Origin of the sequence: Vreelandella massiliensis (assembly GCF_900155385.1) — a bacterium.
In the GTDB taxonomy this organism is placed as follows: domain Bacteria; phylum Pseudomonadota; class Gammaproteobacteria; order Pseudomonadales; family Halomonadaceae; genus Vreelandella; species Vreelandella massiliensis.
Genome location: NZ_LT699745.1, coordinates 1,884,625 through 1,898,588, shown reverse-complemented (window position 1 = coordinate 1,898,588; position 13,964 = coordinate 1,884,625). Strand labels below are relative to the sequence as shown.

General features: G+C 57.3%; 22 protein-coding genes. All 22 read right to left on the bottom strand.

Annotation, left to right across the window (positions count from 1 at the left end; genetic code table 11):
• Positions 1–3: 3 nt before the first annotated feature.
• A complete protein-coding gene (locus BQ9846_RS13600; RefSeq protein WP_075881485.1) occupies positions 4–276 on the bottom strand; it encodes a hypothetical protein in 273 nt (90 codons plus the stop codon).
• Between the two features lie 47 nt (positions 277–323).
• Positions 324–554: a hypothetical protein gene (locus BQ9846_RS13595; RefSeq protein WP_075881484.1), complete on the bottom strand. Its 231-nt coding sequence runs from the start codon at positions 552–554 to the stop codon at positions 324–326.
• Positions 547–873 carry a DUF6378 domain-containing protein gene (locus BQ9846_RS13590; protein ID WP_075881483.1) on the bottom strand — a complete coding sequence of 109 codons (327 nt, stop codon included), beginning with the start codon at positions 871–873 and terminating at the stop codon, positions 547–549. The genes BQ9846_RS13595 and BQ9846_RS13590 overlap by 8 nt, the downstream gene beginning before the upstream one ends.
• Entirely contained in the window at positions 870–1,532 is a 663-nt protein-coding gene (gene thyX, locus BQ9846_RS13585) for an FAD-dependent thymidylate synthase (RefSeq protein WP_075881482.1), read from the bottom strand. Before thyX ends, BQ9846_RS13590 begins: the two co-directional genes overlap by 4 nt.
• Positions 1,529–1,879: a hypothetical protein gene (locus BQ9846_RS13580; protein ID WP_075881481.1), complete on the bottom strand. Its 351-nt coding sequence runs from the start codon at positions 1,877–1,879 to the stop codon at positions 1,529–1,531. The genes thyX and BQ9846_RS13580 overlap by 4 nt, the downstream gene beginning before the upstream one ends.
• A complete protein-coding gene (locus tag BQ9846_RS13575) occupies positions 1,876–2,364 on the bottom strand; it encodes a hypothetical protein (protein WP_075881480.1) in 489 nt (162 codons plus the stop codon). The genes BQ9846_RS13580 and BQ9846_RS13575 overlap by 4 nt, the downstream gene beginning before the upstream one ends.
• Complete coding sequence (locus BQ9846_RS13570) at positions 2,361–2,858, bottom strand: hypothetical protein (RefSeq protein ID WP_075881479.1); 498 nt, start codon at positions 2,856–2,858, stop codon at positions 2,361–2,363. Before BQ9846_RS13570 ends, BQ9846_RS13575 begins: the two co-directional genes overlap by 4 nt.
• Positions 2,859–2,931: 73 nt before the next feature.
• Entirely contained in the window at positions 2,932–3,363 is a 432-nt protein-coding gene (gene dut / locus BQ9846_RS13565; RefSeq protein WP_075881478.1) for a dUTP diphosphatase, read from the bottom strand.
• On the bottom strand, positions 3,363–3,560 hold the full coding sequence (locus BQ9846_RS13560; protein WP_075881477.1) for a carbon storage regulator: 198 nt from the start codon (positions 3,558–3,560) through the stop codon (positions 3,363–3,365). The genes dut and BQ9846_RS13560 overlap by 1 nt, the downstream gene beginning before the upstream one ends.
• The gene (locus tag BQ9846_RS13555) at positions 3,553–4,701 is read right to left on the bottom strand and encodes a zinc-binding metallopeptidase family protein (RefSeq protein WP_075881476.1); all 1,149 of its coding nucleotides are present in this window, start codon (positions 4,699–4,701) and stop codon (positions 3,553–3,555) included. Before BQ9846_RS13555 ends, BQ9846_RS13560 begins: the two co-directional genes overlap by 8 nt.
• 79 nt (positions 4,702–4,780) lie before the next feature.
• Positions 4,781–6,727 (bottom strand): hypothetical protein, encoded by a 1,947-nt coding sequence (locus tag BQ9846_RS13550; RefSeq protein WP_075881475.1) that lies wholly within the window; start codon positions 6,725–6,727, stop codon positions 4,781–4,783.
• A gap of 42 nt (positions 6,728–6,769) precedes the next feature.
• Complete coding sequence (locus tag BQ9846_RS13545; protein WP_075881474.1) at positions 6,770–7,138, bottom strand: hypothetical protein; 369 nt, start codon at positions 7,136–7,138, stop codon at positions 6,770–6,772.
• 60 nt (positions 7,139–7,198) lie between these two features.
• Positions 7,199–7,468: a hypothetical protein gene (locus BQ9846_RS13540; RefSeq protein WP_075881473.1), complete on the bottom strand. Its 270-nt coding sequence runs from the start codon at positions 7,466–7,468 to the stop codon at positions 7,199–7,201.
• The gene (locus tag BQ9846_RS13535) at positions 7,465–8,079 is read right to left on the bottom strand and encodes a hypothetical protein (protein WP_075881472.1); all 615 of its coding nucleotides are present in this window, start codon (positions 8,077–8,079) and stop codon (positions 7,465–7,467) included. Before BQ9846_RS13535 ends, BQ9846_RS13540 begins: the two co-directional genes overlap by 4 nt.
• On the bottom strand, positions 8,076–8,417 hold the full coding sequence (locus BQ9846_RS13530; RefSeq protein ID WP_075881471.1) for a hypothetical protein: 342 nt from the start codon (positions 8,415–8,417) through the stop codon (positions 8,076–8,078). The genes BQ9846_RS13535 and BQ9846_RS13530 overlap by 4 nt, the downstream gene beginning before the upstream one ends.
• The gene (locus tag BQ9846_RS13525) at positions 8,414–8,818 is read right to left on the bottom strand and encodes a hypothetical protein (RefSeq protein ID WP_075881470.1); all 405 of its coding nucleotides are present in this window, start codon (positions 8,816–8,818) and stop codon (positions 8,414–8,416) included. The genes BQ9846_RS13530 and BQ9846_RS13525 overlap by 4 nt, the downstream gene beginning before the upstream one ends.
• Positions 8,819–8,820: 2 nt before the next feature.
• A complete protein-coding gene (locus BQ9846_RS13520) occupies positions 8,821–9,279 on the bottom strand; it encodes a hypothetical protein (protein ID WP_075881469.1) in 459 nt (152 codons plus the stop codon).
• Positions 9,276–10,007 (bottom strand): hypothetical protein, encoded by a 732-nt coding sequence (locus tag BQ9846_RS13515; RefSeq protein ID WP_075881468.1) that lies wholly within the window; start codon positions 10,005–10,007, stop codon positions 9,276–9,278. Before BQ9846_RS13515 ends, BQ9846_RS13520 begins: the two co-directional genes overlap by 4 nt.
• 359 nt (positions 10,008–10,366) lie before the next feature.
• Positions 10,367–10,597 carry a hypothetical protein gene (locus BQ9846_RS13510; protein WP_075881467.1) on the bottom strand — a complete coding sequence of 77 codons (231 nt, stop codon included), beginning with the start codon at positions 10,595–10,597 and terminating at the stop codon, positions 10,367–10,369.
• Positions 10,594–10,752 (bottom strand): hypothetical protein, encoded by a 159-nt coding sequence (locus BQ9846_RS16715; protein ID WP_159437930.1) that lies wholly within the window; start codon positions 10,750–10,752, stop codon positions 10,594–10,596. Before BQ9846_RS16715 ends, BQ9846_RS13510 begins: the two co-directional genes overlap by 4 nt.
• 810 nt (positions 10,753–11,562) lie before the next feature.
• Positions 11,563–11,970 (bottom strand): hypothetical protein, encoded by a 408-nt coding sequence (locus BQ9846_RS13505; protein ID WP_075881466.1) that lies wholly within the window; start codon positions 11,968–11,970, stop codon positions 11,563–11,565.
• Positions 11,971–12,024: 54 nt separating this feature from the next.
• Positions 12,025–13,554, bottom strand: a complete 1,530-nt coding sequence (locus BQ9846_RS13500; protein WP_075881465.1) for a hypothetical protein — start codon at positions 13,552–13,554, stop codon at positions 12,025–12,027.
• Between the last annotated feature and the right edge of the window lie 410 nt (positions 13,555–13,964).

Below are 13,964 nucleotides of genomic sequence, written 5' to 3'. Positions count from 1 at the left end.
GTCTCAGTGTACAGTGTGGTGTGTGCTGGTTTCCTCGACGAACTGCTTGGCAATGTCGGTGATTGCGTCGGGCAGCTCGCGTAAGATGTCCTCGACGCTTTCCGTTTCGGTGAACCGGGCGCAGGCGAAGGTGATCAGTGCCATGAAGCGCAGGCGGTCGTCGAGGCGCGGGAAGTGTTCAACCGCGTACTGGATCAAGGGGCCGACGATCTGCTTGTTGTTCTCGATGTCGGCGGCGGCGTTGTCGAGGACGCGGGCGGTGGAGGCACTGGTCATAGGAGTCCTTGTCGTTCGGCTTGGGCTTCGCCTTCGATATCGTCTTGTTATTTGACGTAGTGGCGAGCGAAGGCGTCGAGGTGTGTGTGGGCCTCGGCGGTGTCGATCAGTAAGTTGGCGACCGCCTCAGGGCGTTGCTTGATCATCCAGTTGATGTACTCGCAGGTGAGAGCGTGATCCTCTCCATCGCTGAGTGCCTGGACGATTTGATCCTCGGGACTGAGGTTGCTGTTGTGGTAGTCCCAATCGGAGTCGTAGTTGAGGGCTGGATTAGGCATCGGGTAACTCGCTATGCTTATAATTTCGGGCAACGGCACCGGCTTCGGCGGCGAGGGCGAAGTAGGCACAGCCGTCTTCATAGTTGTCGAGGCGGAAATCGCCTTGTTGGCTGCGAACCACCTTTAAGATGGCCATGAACATCCACCCGTCTTCTTCTGTTAGGTCAGCATCGGCCAGGGTGTTGAACATGGCGACGGTTTTGGCCATGGAGCGCTCGCCTCCGGGCTTGTCATAGGTCGAGGCGCGGTTGTGCATGTGCATAGCGGCACGTTGCACGATGTCGTTGGCATGAAGTTCGGGGTGGGTGTATGCGTTCATTGGGTGAGTGCCTCCCAGGAATGAGGAAAGAGTGGGCGGATGATCTTGTCCCATTGATGGGCCAAGTCTTGGATTTCCTTCTGCGCGTGACCGTCTTCGCGGAGCTTGTAGGCACGGGCGAAGGCGGCAAGTGAGCCGGTGACGTAGTAGCTGGTCATCATCGACTGGGGTAAGACCATGCGGGCCTGTTCGGGGGCCACACCGCAAGCCAGCATCTCTTGGTATGCCTCTTTGCATCGAGAGATGGCGCCCCGGTATTCGTCTGTAGGGCATGTCCAAACAAGGGCGCCCTCGTCGATGGGGGCGCCGGATCCTTGCTTCACGCTGCCCTCTGGACGAGTGCGCCATACGTCAGGCGTGAAGAACTCCGGCTCGTCGTCGACGTACCGACGCGACACTTCGTTGTAGGTGAAGCCAACGACATGCTTGAAGCGCTGGCGGGCCACGAAGATCGGCACGGTTTCGCGCAGCGTGATCATCGGGTGCGTGAACGGGGTAAAGTGGCCATGCTTGGCCAGGTAATTGAGGAGCTTGCCGTCCTTTCCGGACAGCATGTGTCCGTCTATCAGCTCGCTCTCTTTGTCGAACGAGACACGAGCGGCGTTGACGACGCGAAGGTCGTCGCCCATGTGGTCGATGTACTCGACTTTGATGGTCATTGTTTGTTTCTCTCCTCGTTGCGGTGGCGAGCCACGGTGTTGTAGTTAAGCCCCCACTTCTGAGCGATGTCCTTGTGCAGTTTGTCGCTTGCCAGATCGGCCAGGTACTCGGGGTGCTGGCGATGGGCGAACAGACGCCGCCCTTTATTAACCGGCATGGTGCAGACTTGTTCCAAACTCAGTTCAGGGTTACGCACCCACCGCTGATAGGCGGTGTTGGCGGGTACCGTGCGGCCTGGGAAGTTCTTAATCCGAGTGAAATTTCCATGCGGCTGGTCATCCGGGATACGTGTGCCGGAGCGTTCTTCTTCGTCAGCCAAAGGGCGGTCAAACTTGGTGAATTTCATGGTGTAAGTTTTTCGGCTTGTTGGCGGAGTTCCCTTATCTTGGGAAGAATTTCTGCGCCCCAATTAGTGGTCTGCATTTCGATAAACAGTTGTTCCAATACTTCCGCTTGCCACTGAGCTTTTAGGTGGGCGAGGGAGGTGGCAGGGGTTTCCTCTATCACGTCATACAGATAGGCTTCTGCTTCAAGTTCCTCTTCGCTGCCATACTCGGAGTCTTTATACTTACAAAAAGCTGCATGTATTCGCTTCACATGCGCGGCCAGGGCATCCTTTTCATCTTTGATTTCACTGAAGCGGTATTTCCATGAGCAGTCTTCGTGCATATGCTCACCGATGTAGACCAGCTTGCGTATATCGTCACGCACCCCCTCAAGCTCTTCGATACGATCAGCCGCCCGCCATGCGGGGTGGCTGTGTAATTCCTCTTCAGGTAGGTCTCTGCAAATAGCACGAGCAGTTTCCCGCAGATAATTAGCGTTGATCATTTTGCTCCTCCTTTGGCTTGCTGGCGGAGTTCGGCGGCATGGTCTTTTAGTCGCTGGCATGATGACCACCCGACTACGTTACGTGCTGCGTACTCAAGCGCTTCGGCTTGTTTGAGCAGAATGTGGTAATTAAGCGCCTGGGCGATGGCGTTTTGCTCGCGTTCCAGCTTTTCGATTTGTATGATGGCTTTTTGGAACGTGGTTGTGGGCGCGTCGCTTAAAACTCTATCGGCCCAATCGCGGTCAAAACCCGGCATAGTGGGCAGCACCACGTCTTGAGGCACTGCGTCTATCCATTCTTGTTGCGCTTTGGCCAGTTCTATCAATTGCTCCACATGCGCCGCCAATGCTTCGTAGTCGCTTAGGCGTACTAACGGCTCTATGTTGGTTTCGGTGCTGTAGCAACTGGGGTCATGCGTCAGGCTTACGCCGCACATGGCCGGGTCTTTTTTGTTGACGTGGCGATAGGCCACGATCTCAGGTTGTTGGGTCATAACCCCTCCATGTACGCGTAAATGGTGGCAATGGCGTTGGCCTGGGTGGTGTAGTGGGTCAAGGTTTTGTTGGTCATCGGCCTGTGCTCCCGAGCCCATGTGTGCCGCGTGAGGTTTCCGGTAGATCAGTCACTTCGATCAACGCGCCAGTGGAGCAGCGCTCCATGATGGCTTGTGCGATGCGATCGCCCCGGCGAAATTCGAGGGTTTCGTCGCCGTGATTGATCAGGGCCACTTTGACCTCGCCGCGGTAGTCCGCGTCGATGACTCCGGCGTGAACGTTGTAGCCCTGCTTGGCGGCAAGCCCTGAGCGTGGGGCGATACGCAGGTACCAGCCCGGTTCCACGGCCATGGCGAGGCCGGTGGGTAGCACGGCGCGGCGGCCCGGTGGAATGTCGACGGACTCGGTGCAGTAGATGTCCCAGCCTGCCGAAAGCGGCGTGCCGCGTGTCGGCAGTTGGGCGTCGTTGGTGAGACGTTTGACGAGTAGGTTGGGGTTGGTCATTAACTGCTTAGCTCCGTGCGTAGGATTTTGGTGGTGCGCGGCGCTTCGATGGACAAGCGCACATCGCCGTTGTGGTGTTTGATGACGGTGACGGTTACGTCGTCGCCGATTTGCACGCTCTCTTGGTGCTTGCGGGTGATAACGAGCCGCCCCGGTCGGGCGGCTTTGTTGAGACTGAGGACGCGGCGCTTATTCATGGTCGTAGTCCCCCAGATCATCGAACGGGAAGTCGGCGTAGTCGTCGTCGCGGGTTAGGCTGAGGCCGAACGGTTCAACGCGGGTGGATAGGTCAAGGTCGATCTGGTCAGCGACTCTCTCAACCGTGGTGCAGTTGATCTCGGCGATAATGTCCAAGAGTTCCTCGCTGGTGATGCCGTAGAACTGCTCCAGCGCCTCGCCTACGTCGTCGGGGAAGCTGTTCACGATGTCGGCGCAGCTATAGAGGTGGCCGTAGTTGTCGGTTTCGCCCGGTTCGCGTCCGATGGGCACGATGCTCCAGTCCATGGTGATCAGGCGGTTGACCAGATACGCGGCCCAGGTCAGGTCTTGGTACTCGTTGGGGGTGTGTTGGGCGTAGTAGCCCACGCAGACGTTGGTACATTCCGGTATCAGGTCGAGGAACGAGTAGCTGTCGGTGAAGGAGCCACCGTCGTCAGGGCTACATTCACCGGGGTCGATGGCGTTGGCGATATGCTCTGCGAATACTTCTGAGCAGCAGCGCTGGCCCATCTGGTGGGTGATGATATCGGTGACACCGCGGCGGTCGAAAGAGAGCATCGCGGCGATGTTGGCGTAACGGTTGGGTTCGTGCTTGGCTGACCACTCACTGCCCTGGCGACCGGACTCCTCGTCACGGTAGAAGCAGTAAAGGCCGGGGACACCCGCCTTGATTAGGTTGAGCAGTACCCAGATGCCTGTGCCATCGTCGGCCCCGAGGCAGTTGTCCGGTACCGCGAGGCTCAGGATGTGGTTCTCGACCTTGAGCGATTGGCGTGGTCTGTGTGGTTCCGGTTTAGCGGGTTCGACGAAGGAGTAACGGTGCCCGTCGTAGTGTACCGAGTCGGTGTGCGCGGTGAAGGCAACTACCGGCGCTGTGTCCTGTGGCCCTGGTATGGTGACGAAGTAGTTGCCGTAGGCATCCTTTACCGGGTTCAGTGGCATGATGTATTTGTCGATCATGTCCAGTTCCCCGCGCTCATTGGCCACGCGGCGGTAGCTGAGGATGTCGTACAGATCGCCGATGGGTACCGGGGTCGCTTCGATGTTCTCAAAGACGGGTGTTGGTGACACGGCGGCTTTGAGGGCGGGCAGCTTTTGTTTGGGGGCAAGTTGGCTCATGGTATCGCTTCCTTGGGTGGTGGCGGGTCCGTCAACGACAGACTCGGAATATACGCTGTGCTGATTATGATGGTCAAGACTAAGCGGCATCGGCATTGTCTTCTACCTCGGTGGCCACTTGGTAATTTTGAACGTGTTCGATGGTGTACTCATCGCCAATGGCGCGATCTTGGTCCCACCACCATTCGTTATGGTCGGCCATCCATACGCAATCTTCGGTACGGTGTACGTCATCCGTGTCGACGCGAATGTAGTCCTCATACACGGGCAGATTGGGGCTGGGCGCGGTGTGCGTGTCACGGATTTCGTCGTCCTCGACCCATTCGCCGTCATCGGTTTGGGTACAGCCATCCTTATCCATGATCTCACCCGTGCGTTCCACGCGGCACAGGCCCGCGCGTTCTAGGTCGTAGTCAGAAGCGGAGTCGTGGACGTAGCCAAACTCTACGCCGCCATAGATGTGTGAGCCGTCGATCATTTCGCAGTCGTCCTCGCGGACAAGTTCTACGCCGTCATCGGTGAGTGCCCAGACATAATCGTCAAGGCAGCTTTGACAAACGTCGATCCCTTCGCGCTCGATGTAGGTGGTTTCATCCTCGTCAACGCGTTCTTCGCAGCGTTGGCAAAGGCAGTCTGCGATTACGCCGTCTGGGTCAATGAACCCGGCGCTGTATTCCGCCTCATGAGGGCCATCTATCACTAGGTGGTCGTTGTGAACTTCCACGCCGCGGTTGTGGGTGTCGATGTAAGGGCAGAGGATTGTGCCGTTGCGTAACTCGATGCGCGGGATTCTGGCACCGTCGAGGGCGTCGCTTGCTTGGCGGTAGCCGTTTTCGTCGAGCCAAGCCTCTAAGGTTTCACGCGCGCCCGGTGCCCAGTCGCTTGCGTAAACGCACGGGTACGCTCGGTTTTTGGTATGGATCAGGGCGCGCGCGGCGGGGCGGTTTTGCACCTCGACATAGACCAAGTGGATATCGCCACTGCCATCGGGCCAGAACAGCGCTTCGATGGGGTGTCGCCAGTCGTCGTCGAGGTCGAAGGTTCGGTCAAAGCGTTCTTCGCCGTGGGACATACAACTGTTTGGCCCGTTCATATAGACATCGGCGGCTTCCCCCGGTGTCGTGACGATCCTTACGTCGTGTTTGGCGTGGGACTGCATCTCGGCGACCATCTCCTTGAGCTTTTGGTCGGACACGTTGTCCTTCAGCACACGGCGGAGGTACTTGCCGGGTTTCATCACGCTCTGGGTGTCGGCGGCTCCTTTGCGTCTGTTCTCGGTGTAGGCCATCTTGCCTCGGTTTGACCCTTTGATGGCAAGGTGCGGGGTTTCTTTGATGTAGGTGAGCTTATCTATCGCCTCGATGATGTCGGTGGGCAGTGCTTGATACTCGTTGTTCTTGATGCGACCCAGTTCGCGGAGCGCGTAGTACGGTACCTCGGAGGCGGGGATGTCGCCGGTCAGCCGTAGCCAACTGCCCAGCTCCGCGTACATACGTGGGTAGAGGTCGGGCATATTGCGGAAATGGTAACTTGGCGGCAGCGTGACGTTGATCGCGGCGAACAGCCGGTCGATGGGGGCGATGTCGTCAAAGCGCCAAACGGCGTCCTCAAACGGTGCCATGCCGCTGGTGGCGAAGGCGCGCTTGAGCGTCCGCAGCATCTCGCGGGTTTTGGGAACATGGCGGAGGGTTAAACCGGTCGAGTTACACTCGATAAGGAACCCAGGGACGGTTTCGTAAGCGTCGCGGTTTTTCAGCGGGCTTTGGTCGTCAAGTGTTCGCAGGATGTGGGTGCGCATCTGGCAATGGATGAAGTTGTTGAACTCAATGCGCAGGTTGAACGTGGCGTCGTTACTTCTGTCAATGATGTCGATTGTGAGGCCGAGCTTACCCACATCGGGGTGGGTGTCGATGGCCAGGAATAGTTGCTCCAGGGTCAGGGTTACTTCGGCGGGGGTTAAGGCGTGCTGCCAGAACAAATCTTCCATGCTGGCGGCGTGAACGACTTCGGGGTTGAGTAAGTCCATGTGATCGCTCCTCAGTGAGTGGCAGTGGGCGAGGGGTGCGGGTTACGCGGCGCGTGAGTATCCAGCCATGCTCGGATTCACCACGTTGGCCTGGGCGGTGATGAACAGTTGCTCGTCGGTTAAGTCAGGCTCGGCCCCGGCATCCTTTAGCGCGGCGAGGGTTTGGCGGTGCTGGGCAATTTGCGCTTGCAGATCGTCGAGGCGCGGTTTCAAATTCGCGGTCGGTTGTGGGAAGGCGACGAACACGTCGTCGAGGAACTCGGCTACGCGGTCATAGTCGATGCGTTTCGGGTCGTAGCTATAGGGGGTAAAGAATCGAGCGAGACGGAATTGTGCTTCCGCTAGCTGAATGGCGGCGTTGTTGGCGACTTGGACGAGTGGGTTCTTTTGGGCGGTGGTGGGCTTGGTCATGGTTAATCTCCGTTGGGTATCAGCAGTGCGAATAAAGCTGGACAAAAGTTGGACGTGCGTCTATTGCTTCATGGCGAGTGCCCAGGCTTTATCGACGATCAGGCCGAAACGGGCACGGCTCTCGGCCATCTTGGCGCGGGCCTCTTGGGCCTTGGCCGAATCGCGTCTTTCGAGCATGTTGTGGACTTGTACGAGTAGCGCGGCGGTAGTCGGATCGACGATCAGCGGTTCGTCATCAGGGTCATCGGTTTGCCAAGTAAATGCTTCATACTGGTGTTCGTCGACGATCGTTTGAAGTCTGTTGATGGTGGGCGGGTGATGGGTGGTCACGATTCCTCCTTCGGCATTGGTAGCTCGCCGCTTAGTAGCGCGTCGTAGATGGCGTCTATTGACCCGTTTAGGCTTTCTCCGCTGACGCCCATAACTTCTTTCGCTTGCTTAGCCCACTGCTCTTGGTCGGTGAGGATGGGCCGTAAAAAGTGCATTTTGATTACAAAGCCGCGTGTAGCAGGGGCGTCAGCATTGCGGACCCATACCCAGGGGTTGGATGAGGCTATTACTTTGAGCTGGTTGGTATCTCCCCAGGTCACTAGGGTTCCTGCCGGGGGTGGCCCGTCTTTTGTCCCTTGCCATTTGGGGGTGGCGGGTTGTTCTTGATCGTCAAGGATGGGGCGGTAGGCGATGATGTCGCCTTTGTGGTCCATGTGGGACCATGAATGTGAATGGTATTCACCGCATTTTTCTGTGTACGTTAGGCCGTTACGGTGCTTCACTTCGACCGGGTGACCATCGGGCAAGGGGCACTCGCCACCGTTCCAGTCGATCCAGCCGTCATCATCGGCGACATGGGCTTTCCAGCAAGTGTGGTCTACGCCAGATGCGCTATTTGTGCTTCGGTGAATGATGTGTTCCTTGGTGAGTTTGTTGACCAGATAAATCATGCGGCCTCCTTGATGTGCTCGTGTTCTTCGTCGTAGAGCGTCCAGTTGTTGATATGGTGGTGTGCGGTCACGGTGTCCGCGATCTGGGCCGCATGGATGGTGTCGAAGGCGTAGAAGGTTAAGTGGAACTCGCCGTCGTCGCTTTGCACTTCGAAGCGGAACACGTCGAAGTGGCTCGTGGGGTACTTGGGCCGTAGGATGAAGTCGTCCTCGCCGTCGTCGAAGACCGCGATGTCGCAGGCCATGGTGATGACGGTGTGTTCGGCGATGGTGAAGTCGCGCACGGGGGTTGAGTGGGCGAACTCACCGCGTGTGATGTGCAGCATGGGGGTGGTCATGCAGCCTCCGATAAGATGCTGTTGATGTGTTCGATATCGGCAATTTGTGAGAAGTCATATTCGCGCATTGACCGGCCTCCGACGGGGAGCCCCTTCCACGAGTGGCTGAAGCCGAGCGAGGGGTGCGTGCAGATCACCTTGTTGCCGTCACGTAGCGTGACGATGGCTCCCCAACGTAGAGGCGGTGATGCCAGTGGTTGCGTGGGCGGTGGCGTGTCGCGTTTGCGGATGTCAGCCCGCATCAAGAGGCGACGTTCGATTGCCCCCGTGGCGGCGACGTACTGCACCAGGGCGAACTTTTGCTTGGGGTCGGGCAGGTCAACGAGGCGCAGGTCTTGGCCGTCGGCTTCGGGCCATGCGGTGGGGTTGGCGAGGACAACCGGGACATTTAGGTTGGGCATGGTTACGCTACCTTGGTGAGTTCTTGTGGGTGGCGGATGTGGACGATCTCGTCGAGGTTCACTTCAACGGGAGATTTCATGCCGATGGGCACGCCTTTGATGCCTTGGAGTGGGGTCACTTCGGGGTGAGTCACCACGATCTGTTTGCCTGAGCGCAGGGTGACAAGCGAGCCCCACATAACGGCGGGTTGGTCGACGTCGAGCATGGCCGGGGGCAACTCCGGCATGGCGGTGGTGACGGTTTCGGCAAGGAACACACGGCGTTCGTGGTTGAACGGGAACTCCTTGACGCGTAGTAGAGCGTACTTGCCCCCGGTGCCCACGACTTCTTCGAGGATTAAGCGGAACCCGATGAACTCGGGCCACATGCCGGGGTTGACCAGCGACACTTCCCGGCCAAGTGGGATGCGTATCGGGTCGCCATCGGGGTCTTTGGTATGGAGATGACTGATGCGTGTCATAGGTCTATCCCTAGTTCTTCTGCCAGTTCATGGAGATTGGCGTCTGATTCACTTTCGTCGTACTCGTTGTCGAGTTCGTTTAGGTCATTGGCGATGGATTCGTTGGTCCATTTGACGGGACGTATGTATTCTCGCGTGGCGATGAACACGCTTGGGGCATGGTCGTCGCATGGTTCTGTGTCGGATGCCATCATCTCTAGGTCGTCGGCGGTGATGCTTTCCGCTGGGTTGGTCTGATCCAGTTGCCATAGGATCGGTTGGCGATGTTTGGCATGGCGGCGGTATAGGTCGGGAATGTAATGAGGCTTCAACCTATGCGGATGTTGGATAAGCACATGATAGAAGTCGTTGGGGTCGTTGTTGACGGCCACCAATATGGCGCGCCACCATTTCTTGGCAGGTGCGCCTTGGAACTTCTTGTTCACTGGCCTTTGTTTCATCCACTTGCGCACCGTGTTGGTGTGTACACCATAACGGGCGGCGATGTAGTCCAAGGGGGCATCTAGCTGCCGTTGAAGTTCTTTTGCCTCTTGTGGATCGACCCTGCGGTTTACCTTGGTGGGCAGTTTGAGGTCACGAAAAGCGTAACGGAGCGTGTTGTGTCCCACTCCGTACGTGTTCGCCACCGAGTCGATGGCGTGCCCACGCTTCATGTACATGCTGTGGGCCGCACGTACCTTGGCGACATCGCGTGGGTTGGTGAGGTCAAAGCGGAGTTGGTTTGGCATTGGGTACCTCTTTCATACGCTGTGCGAGTATTTTCATAGCTTATATTCCAGGTTGGCGTTTTACAACTCTTTGCCACTATCAGAGCAATCTGCCACCTCCATACAGAATTGCGATTGCTTGTTAGCCCCCGGCGTATGGGGCTTTGGCTCTTTTTTGATTCTGCCACCTTTTTTAGAAAACCCGAATTTGAAAAGATTAAGCAAAAACAAAATCAATGACTTACGTGATTTCCCAAAGTGAATGTTCCCCTGCTTCAAATCAACTGGGTGGCGAATCGCACCCCTTGGTGGGGGCTTCCGCCCCGGCGCCCATGGTGCAAACCGCCAAAAAACGGTCGAAAAGGCCGCTATACCGGGCTTTAGAGCCGTATGCCTATGAGCCGTAAACCGATGGCTGGCACGGTGATTAACGCCGCGAAAAAGAACAAGAGGCCCAGGCCACCTGCCACGGGCACCGGCAGCATGGGTAGCAGGTCAATGGCCAATTGTGCCGTGGCCCGTGTCGGATTGGCAAAGAATCCACTGCTCATGCCGCTTGAGGCAGTGGAATCCACTGCATACACGATTGATACAGGAATATCGCCTTTCATCGTGTAACCCTCCGCATGAGTTGGTTGGCAACCGTCTCGTGGCGAGCGGCAAGGCGTTCCAAAGCGTCTCGACTCTCGCCCCAGGCCAAGCGAGCCTTGTCGTGGTAAACAGCGGCGAGCCGCCAGTGCTGCTGGATGATGTCCACGTTACGCATTGTTACCTCCGTTACAAAAAACCCCCGCCAAAGGACGAGGGCCGATAAACGTTGTTTCCCCAAATTTGGAAAACCTGAAAAGTGTGGCGGAATCAAAAAGCCTGTTAGCCCTTGGTTCATGGGCATTCATAAAGAATCACAATCGGTTATGAAGGTGGCAGATTGCTCTGATGGCGGGGGACAATTGCCGAGCTATCTTTGTCGAAGGCCAAAAAACCCGTTTTTAGGGCCAAAAAACCCATGTAACAGAGCAAATGGCCTAAAACACGTCCCCCAAATTTGGAAAACCTGAAAAGTGTGGCGGAATCAAAAAACCTGTTAGCCCTTGGTTCATGGGCTTTCGCAGACGATTGCAATCGGTTATGAAGGTGGCAGATTGCTCTGATGGCGGGGGACAATTGCCAAAGGCCCACAAAAAAGGGCCGAGAGCTGTGTAACCCTCGACCCTTAGCGCTTGCCATCCGCCACAGATTCTTTTGCAGCGTTCCCTCGTCTCCAGTGGTTCGGATGGCTTAGGGATACTCGGCAAATGCCAAGTGACCCGTGATGAATGCTCCAAGACACTCGGCAAGTGACCCGTGATGAATGTCCTCTGTTTAACGCTTCAGTGCAGCCAATGAACAATCGACAACTGACACAAAACACAAAACACAAAACACAAAACACAAAACACAAAACACAATGACAAAGAAACAAGACGCGACGCTGACGCAAAGACGCGGTATTCGGGGTTGACGCAACGACGCGCAGCTCGGGGTTGACGCTGACGCTAGGTGGGTGGGTTAAGGGCGAGTGATCTGTTCAGGCTGATCAGGCCGTAACGACTTTGCAGATGGGTTCTTGGTTCACCTCCCTGCGCTTGAGATACGCTAAGTCCTTGGCATCGAGTAGACCTTTGCCATCGCAGCGGTAGCACTTCTCGTTGTGGAAGTGCCCACGGTGAGCGCTGTAGCGCCCGCTGCCCAGGCAGTGTGGACAGGTGCTACCGACCTTGTGATGCCCGCGCTCTTTAGGTAGACGGTCGAGCAGGTCAGCGACCGGGTTGCGCTTGGGCTTGGGTACCGTGACACCGGGCGTGGTGCGGTAGTGTGGCTTACCGTTACGCTCACCGATGTGTACCCAGCCGGTGGGCAGTTCGATGACTGGCTTATCGGGCAGTTGTTCTTTCATGGCGTTGATCTTGGCGCGTGATGCGGCCAAACGTTCTGTCATGTTCATGGTGGTTCTCCTGAGTAGAGTGTGGAGGGGCCGAAGCCCCTCCGGTGGTGGGTGTTATGACGCGAAACCTTGCGCTTCGAGCATTTGCGTTAGGATGCTGCTGATCCCTTCCAGCGTCTTGGCCTGCTGCTCCTCACGGCGGGCGTCACGCTCTTGGCGATAAGCCAGCAGCGCTTCATCTTCGGTGAGGTAGAAGCCGTTCTGGTTCCAGTAGATGGGCGGCTGTTCCGGCATGATCGTGTCGGACTCAGCGTCGTGCATCTCCTGCCATACCGGCGTGAGCGCCTTGTCGACCGCGCGGGCTTTGTCGTACATGCGCTGCATGAGTGCCAAGCGTGCCTCGGCGTGTGTCTTGATGTTCTCGAAAGTGAGAATGTCGTACTCGCCTTGGCTCAGCCGCTTGACGCTGCGGCCATCGTGGTACTCGACCTCGGGTGCGAAGTCTTGCTCGTCGATCACCTCCCAGACGAGGTAGTGTTGGCGTGGTGTGCCGTCTTCGTTCATGTGCGTGGGTGTCTCGCCGATGATGCGCGTCATGCGGGCGGGCTTATTAAAGCGTTCCTCGACCGCCATTGCCTCGCCGATTCGTGCGATACGCTCGTCATACCCGGCGATACGATCCTTGAGGGCTTGCATGTCACGCCAGATGCGACGCGTGACGTGGTTCACTGCCCAGCGTGCCTTGAGCGGGTTGGCGAGGATGCCACCCTCAGCGACGGCTGCGCGATAGGCGATCTTTTTCTCCTCCTTCGCTTTGAGCGTGTTGTCGTCGATGTACTCAAGCCGCGCGGCCCAGCTATCGGCGAGGCGGTTGAGCACCCACTCCTGCCACTCTGGGTCGTCGATGGGCAGATCAACTTTGTCGAAGGTGTGAACCGCCTCGACCAGTGAGGCTTCACTGAACAGGATGTCATGGGCGGCGTAGTTCCATATATCGGCCACCGCGTGGATAGCCGTGGTCACGCGCCCTTCGTCTTCGGCAGGGCGACCCGAGTCACTGGAAGTGACTGCGTTGCCTTTCATCTCGCTTGCCCAGCGATCATCCTCCTCAATGGCCAGCAAGGCGCCGACGTTGGCCTCGAAGGTCGCGTCGTCGATCAGCCCCTCCAGCAGCCGTTGACGCATATCCTCGATAGCTTCGTCGATCTCCTCAGCCATGTTGCGCGTTGTACCCGCGTCCTGTTGCTCGGTCTTGATGCTGACCGAGGCAGCAGGCACCTCCGGCACGGCGCGGTTGAGCTTGGCCCCAAAGGCGTGTGTGATGCTGTCGACCAGGGCGCGGAACGCTTCGGCTTGATGCACTGCCTTGGCGTAAGGCAGCTTGCCGATCTTGTTAGCGGCCCAGATCGCGCGTGTCACCTCACTGGCTGCGTATGGCCCAGCGCCGATGATGCTGTAGATGGCGGGGTAGGTCGTGCCGTCCTTGCGTGTCGCTTCCTGCTCGCCTACCCAGGTGAGCCACTCGTCCACTGTCATCTGTTGCGTGGCCAGTGGCACGAACCAACGCACGCTTGAGCCGCGAGCGATAGATGGCTCAGTGATGGTTGTCATCAGTGCAGTATTAGTGTTGAATTGAGTACGCATGGTTAAGTCTTCCTAGTAGTTGAGTAATCGTGCATCGGTGACTGGCTGCAGCAACAGCCAGTCACCACCTAGCACCCCCCGGTGGGGGTCGAAACAAGGTTCCTTGAAGTCGAAACCGAAATCGGCAGGAACCAGAAACCGAATCGGGGTCGGTGCCCCCGCTGCGCAGGGACTCCACACCACGTCACACGACTCTCGACAAAAATCCCGGTACCTTTTTCTCTCGACCCAAACCTCTTGTCGCTCACCCATCGCCCTTGAATGAGCGACAACGCAAAATCCCATCCCAAAAATTTTCTGCATATTTTTGGCCATAGACTTGCGCCATTTGCCGGTTGACAGCCCGCCAGTTACAATATACGCATAGCTAATAGCCGATAGGCTGTTATTAAACGTCCTATCGCTTATAA

Bases quoted from the DNA above. Each gene is read 5' to 3' on its own strand.
- BQ9846_RS13600 (WP_075881485.1), bottom strand. From the start codon at position 276: ATGACCAGTGCCTCCACCGCCCGCGTCCTCGACAACGCCGCCGCCGAC.
- BQ9846_RS13595 (WP_075881484.1), bottom strand. From the start codon at position 554: ATGCCTAATCCAGCCCTCAACTACGACTCCGATTGGGACTACCACAAC.
- BQ9846_RS13590 (WP_075881483.1), bottom strand. From the start codon at position 873: ATGAACGCATACACCCACCCCGAACTTCATGCCAACGACATCGTGCAA.
- thyX (WP_075881482.1), bottom strand. From the start codon at position 1,532: ATGACCATCAAAGTCGAGTACATCGACCACATGGGCGACGACCTTCGC.
- BQ9846_RS13580 (WP_075881481.1), bottom strand. From the start codon at position 1,879: ATGAAATTCACCAAGTTTGACCGCCCTTTGGCTGACGAAGAAGAACGC.
- BQ9846_RS13575 (WP_075881480.1), bottom strand. From the start codon at position 2,364: ATGATCAACGCTAATTATCTGCGGGAAACTGCTCGTGCTATTTGCAGA.
- BQ9846_RS13570 (WP_075881479.1), bottom strand. From the start codon at position 2,858: ATGACCCAACAACCTGAGATCGTGGCCTATCGCCACGTCAACAAAAAA.
- dut (WP_075881478.1), bottom strand. From the start codon at position 3,363: ATGACCAACCCCAACCTACTCGTCAAACGTCTCACCAACGACGCCCAA.
- BQ9846_RS13560 (WP_075881477.1), bottom strand. From the start codon at position 3,560: ATGAATAAGCGCCGCGTCCTCAGTCTCAACAAAGCCGCCCGACCGGGG.
- BQ9846_RS13555 (WP_075881476.1), bottom strand. From the start codon at position 4,701: ATGAGCCAACTTGCCCCCAAACAAAAGCTGCCCGCCCTCAAAGCCGCC.
- BQ9846_RS13550 (WP_075881475.1), bottom strand. From the start codon at position 6,727: ATGGACTTACTCAACCCCGAAGTCGTTCACGCCGCCAGCATGGAAGAT.
- BQ9846_RS13545 (WP_075881474.1), bottom strand. From the start codon at position 7,138: ATGACCAAGCCCACCACCGCCCAAAAGAACCCACTCGTCCAAGTCGCC.
- BQ9846_RS13535 (WP_075881472.1), bottom strand. From the start codon at position 8,079: ATGATTTATCTGGTCAACAAACTCACCAAGGAACACATCATTCACCGA.
- BQ9846_RS13530 (WP_075881471.1), bottom strand. From the start codon at position 8,417: ATGACCACCCCCATGCTGCACATCACACGCGGTGAGTTCGCCCACTCA.
- BQ9846_RS13525 (WP_075881470.1), bottom strand. From the start codon at position 8,818: ATGCCCAACCTAAATGTCCCGGTTGTCCTCGCCAACCCCACCGCATGG.
- BQ9846_RS13520 (WP_075881469.1), bottom strand. From the start codon at position 9,279: ATGACACGCATCAGTCATCTCCATACCAAAGACCCCGATGGCGACCCG.
- BQ9846_RS13515 (WP_075881468.1), bottom strand. From the start codon at position 10,007: ATGCCAAACCAACTCCGCTTTGACCTCACCAACCCACGCGATGTCGCC.
- BQ9846_RS13510 (WP_075881467.1), bottom strand. From the start codon at position 10,597: ATGAAAGGCGATATTCCTGTATCAATCGTGTATGCAGTGGATTCCACT.
- BQ9846_RS16715 (WP_159437930.1), bottom strand. From the start codon at position 10,752: ATGCGTAACGTGGACATCATCCAGCAGCACTGGCGGCTCGCCGCTGTT.
- BQ9846_RS13505 (WP_075881466.1), bottom strand. From the start codon at position 11,970: ATGAACATGACAGAACGTTTGGCCGCATCACGCGCCAAGATCAACGCC.
- BQ9846_RS13500 (WP_075881465.1), bottom strand. From the start codon at position 13,554: ATGCGTACTCAATTCAACACTAATACTGCACTGATGACAACCATCACT.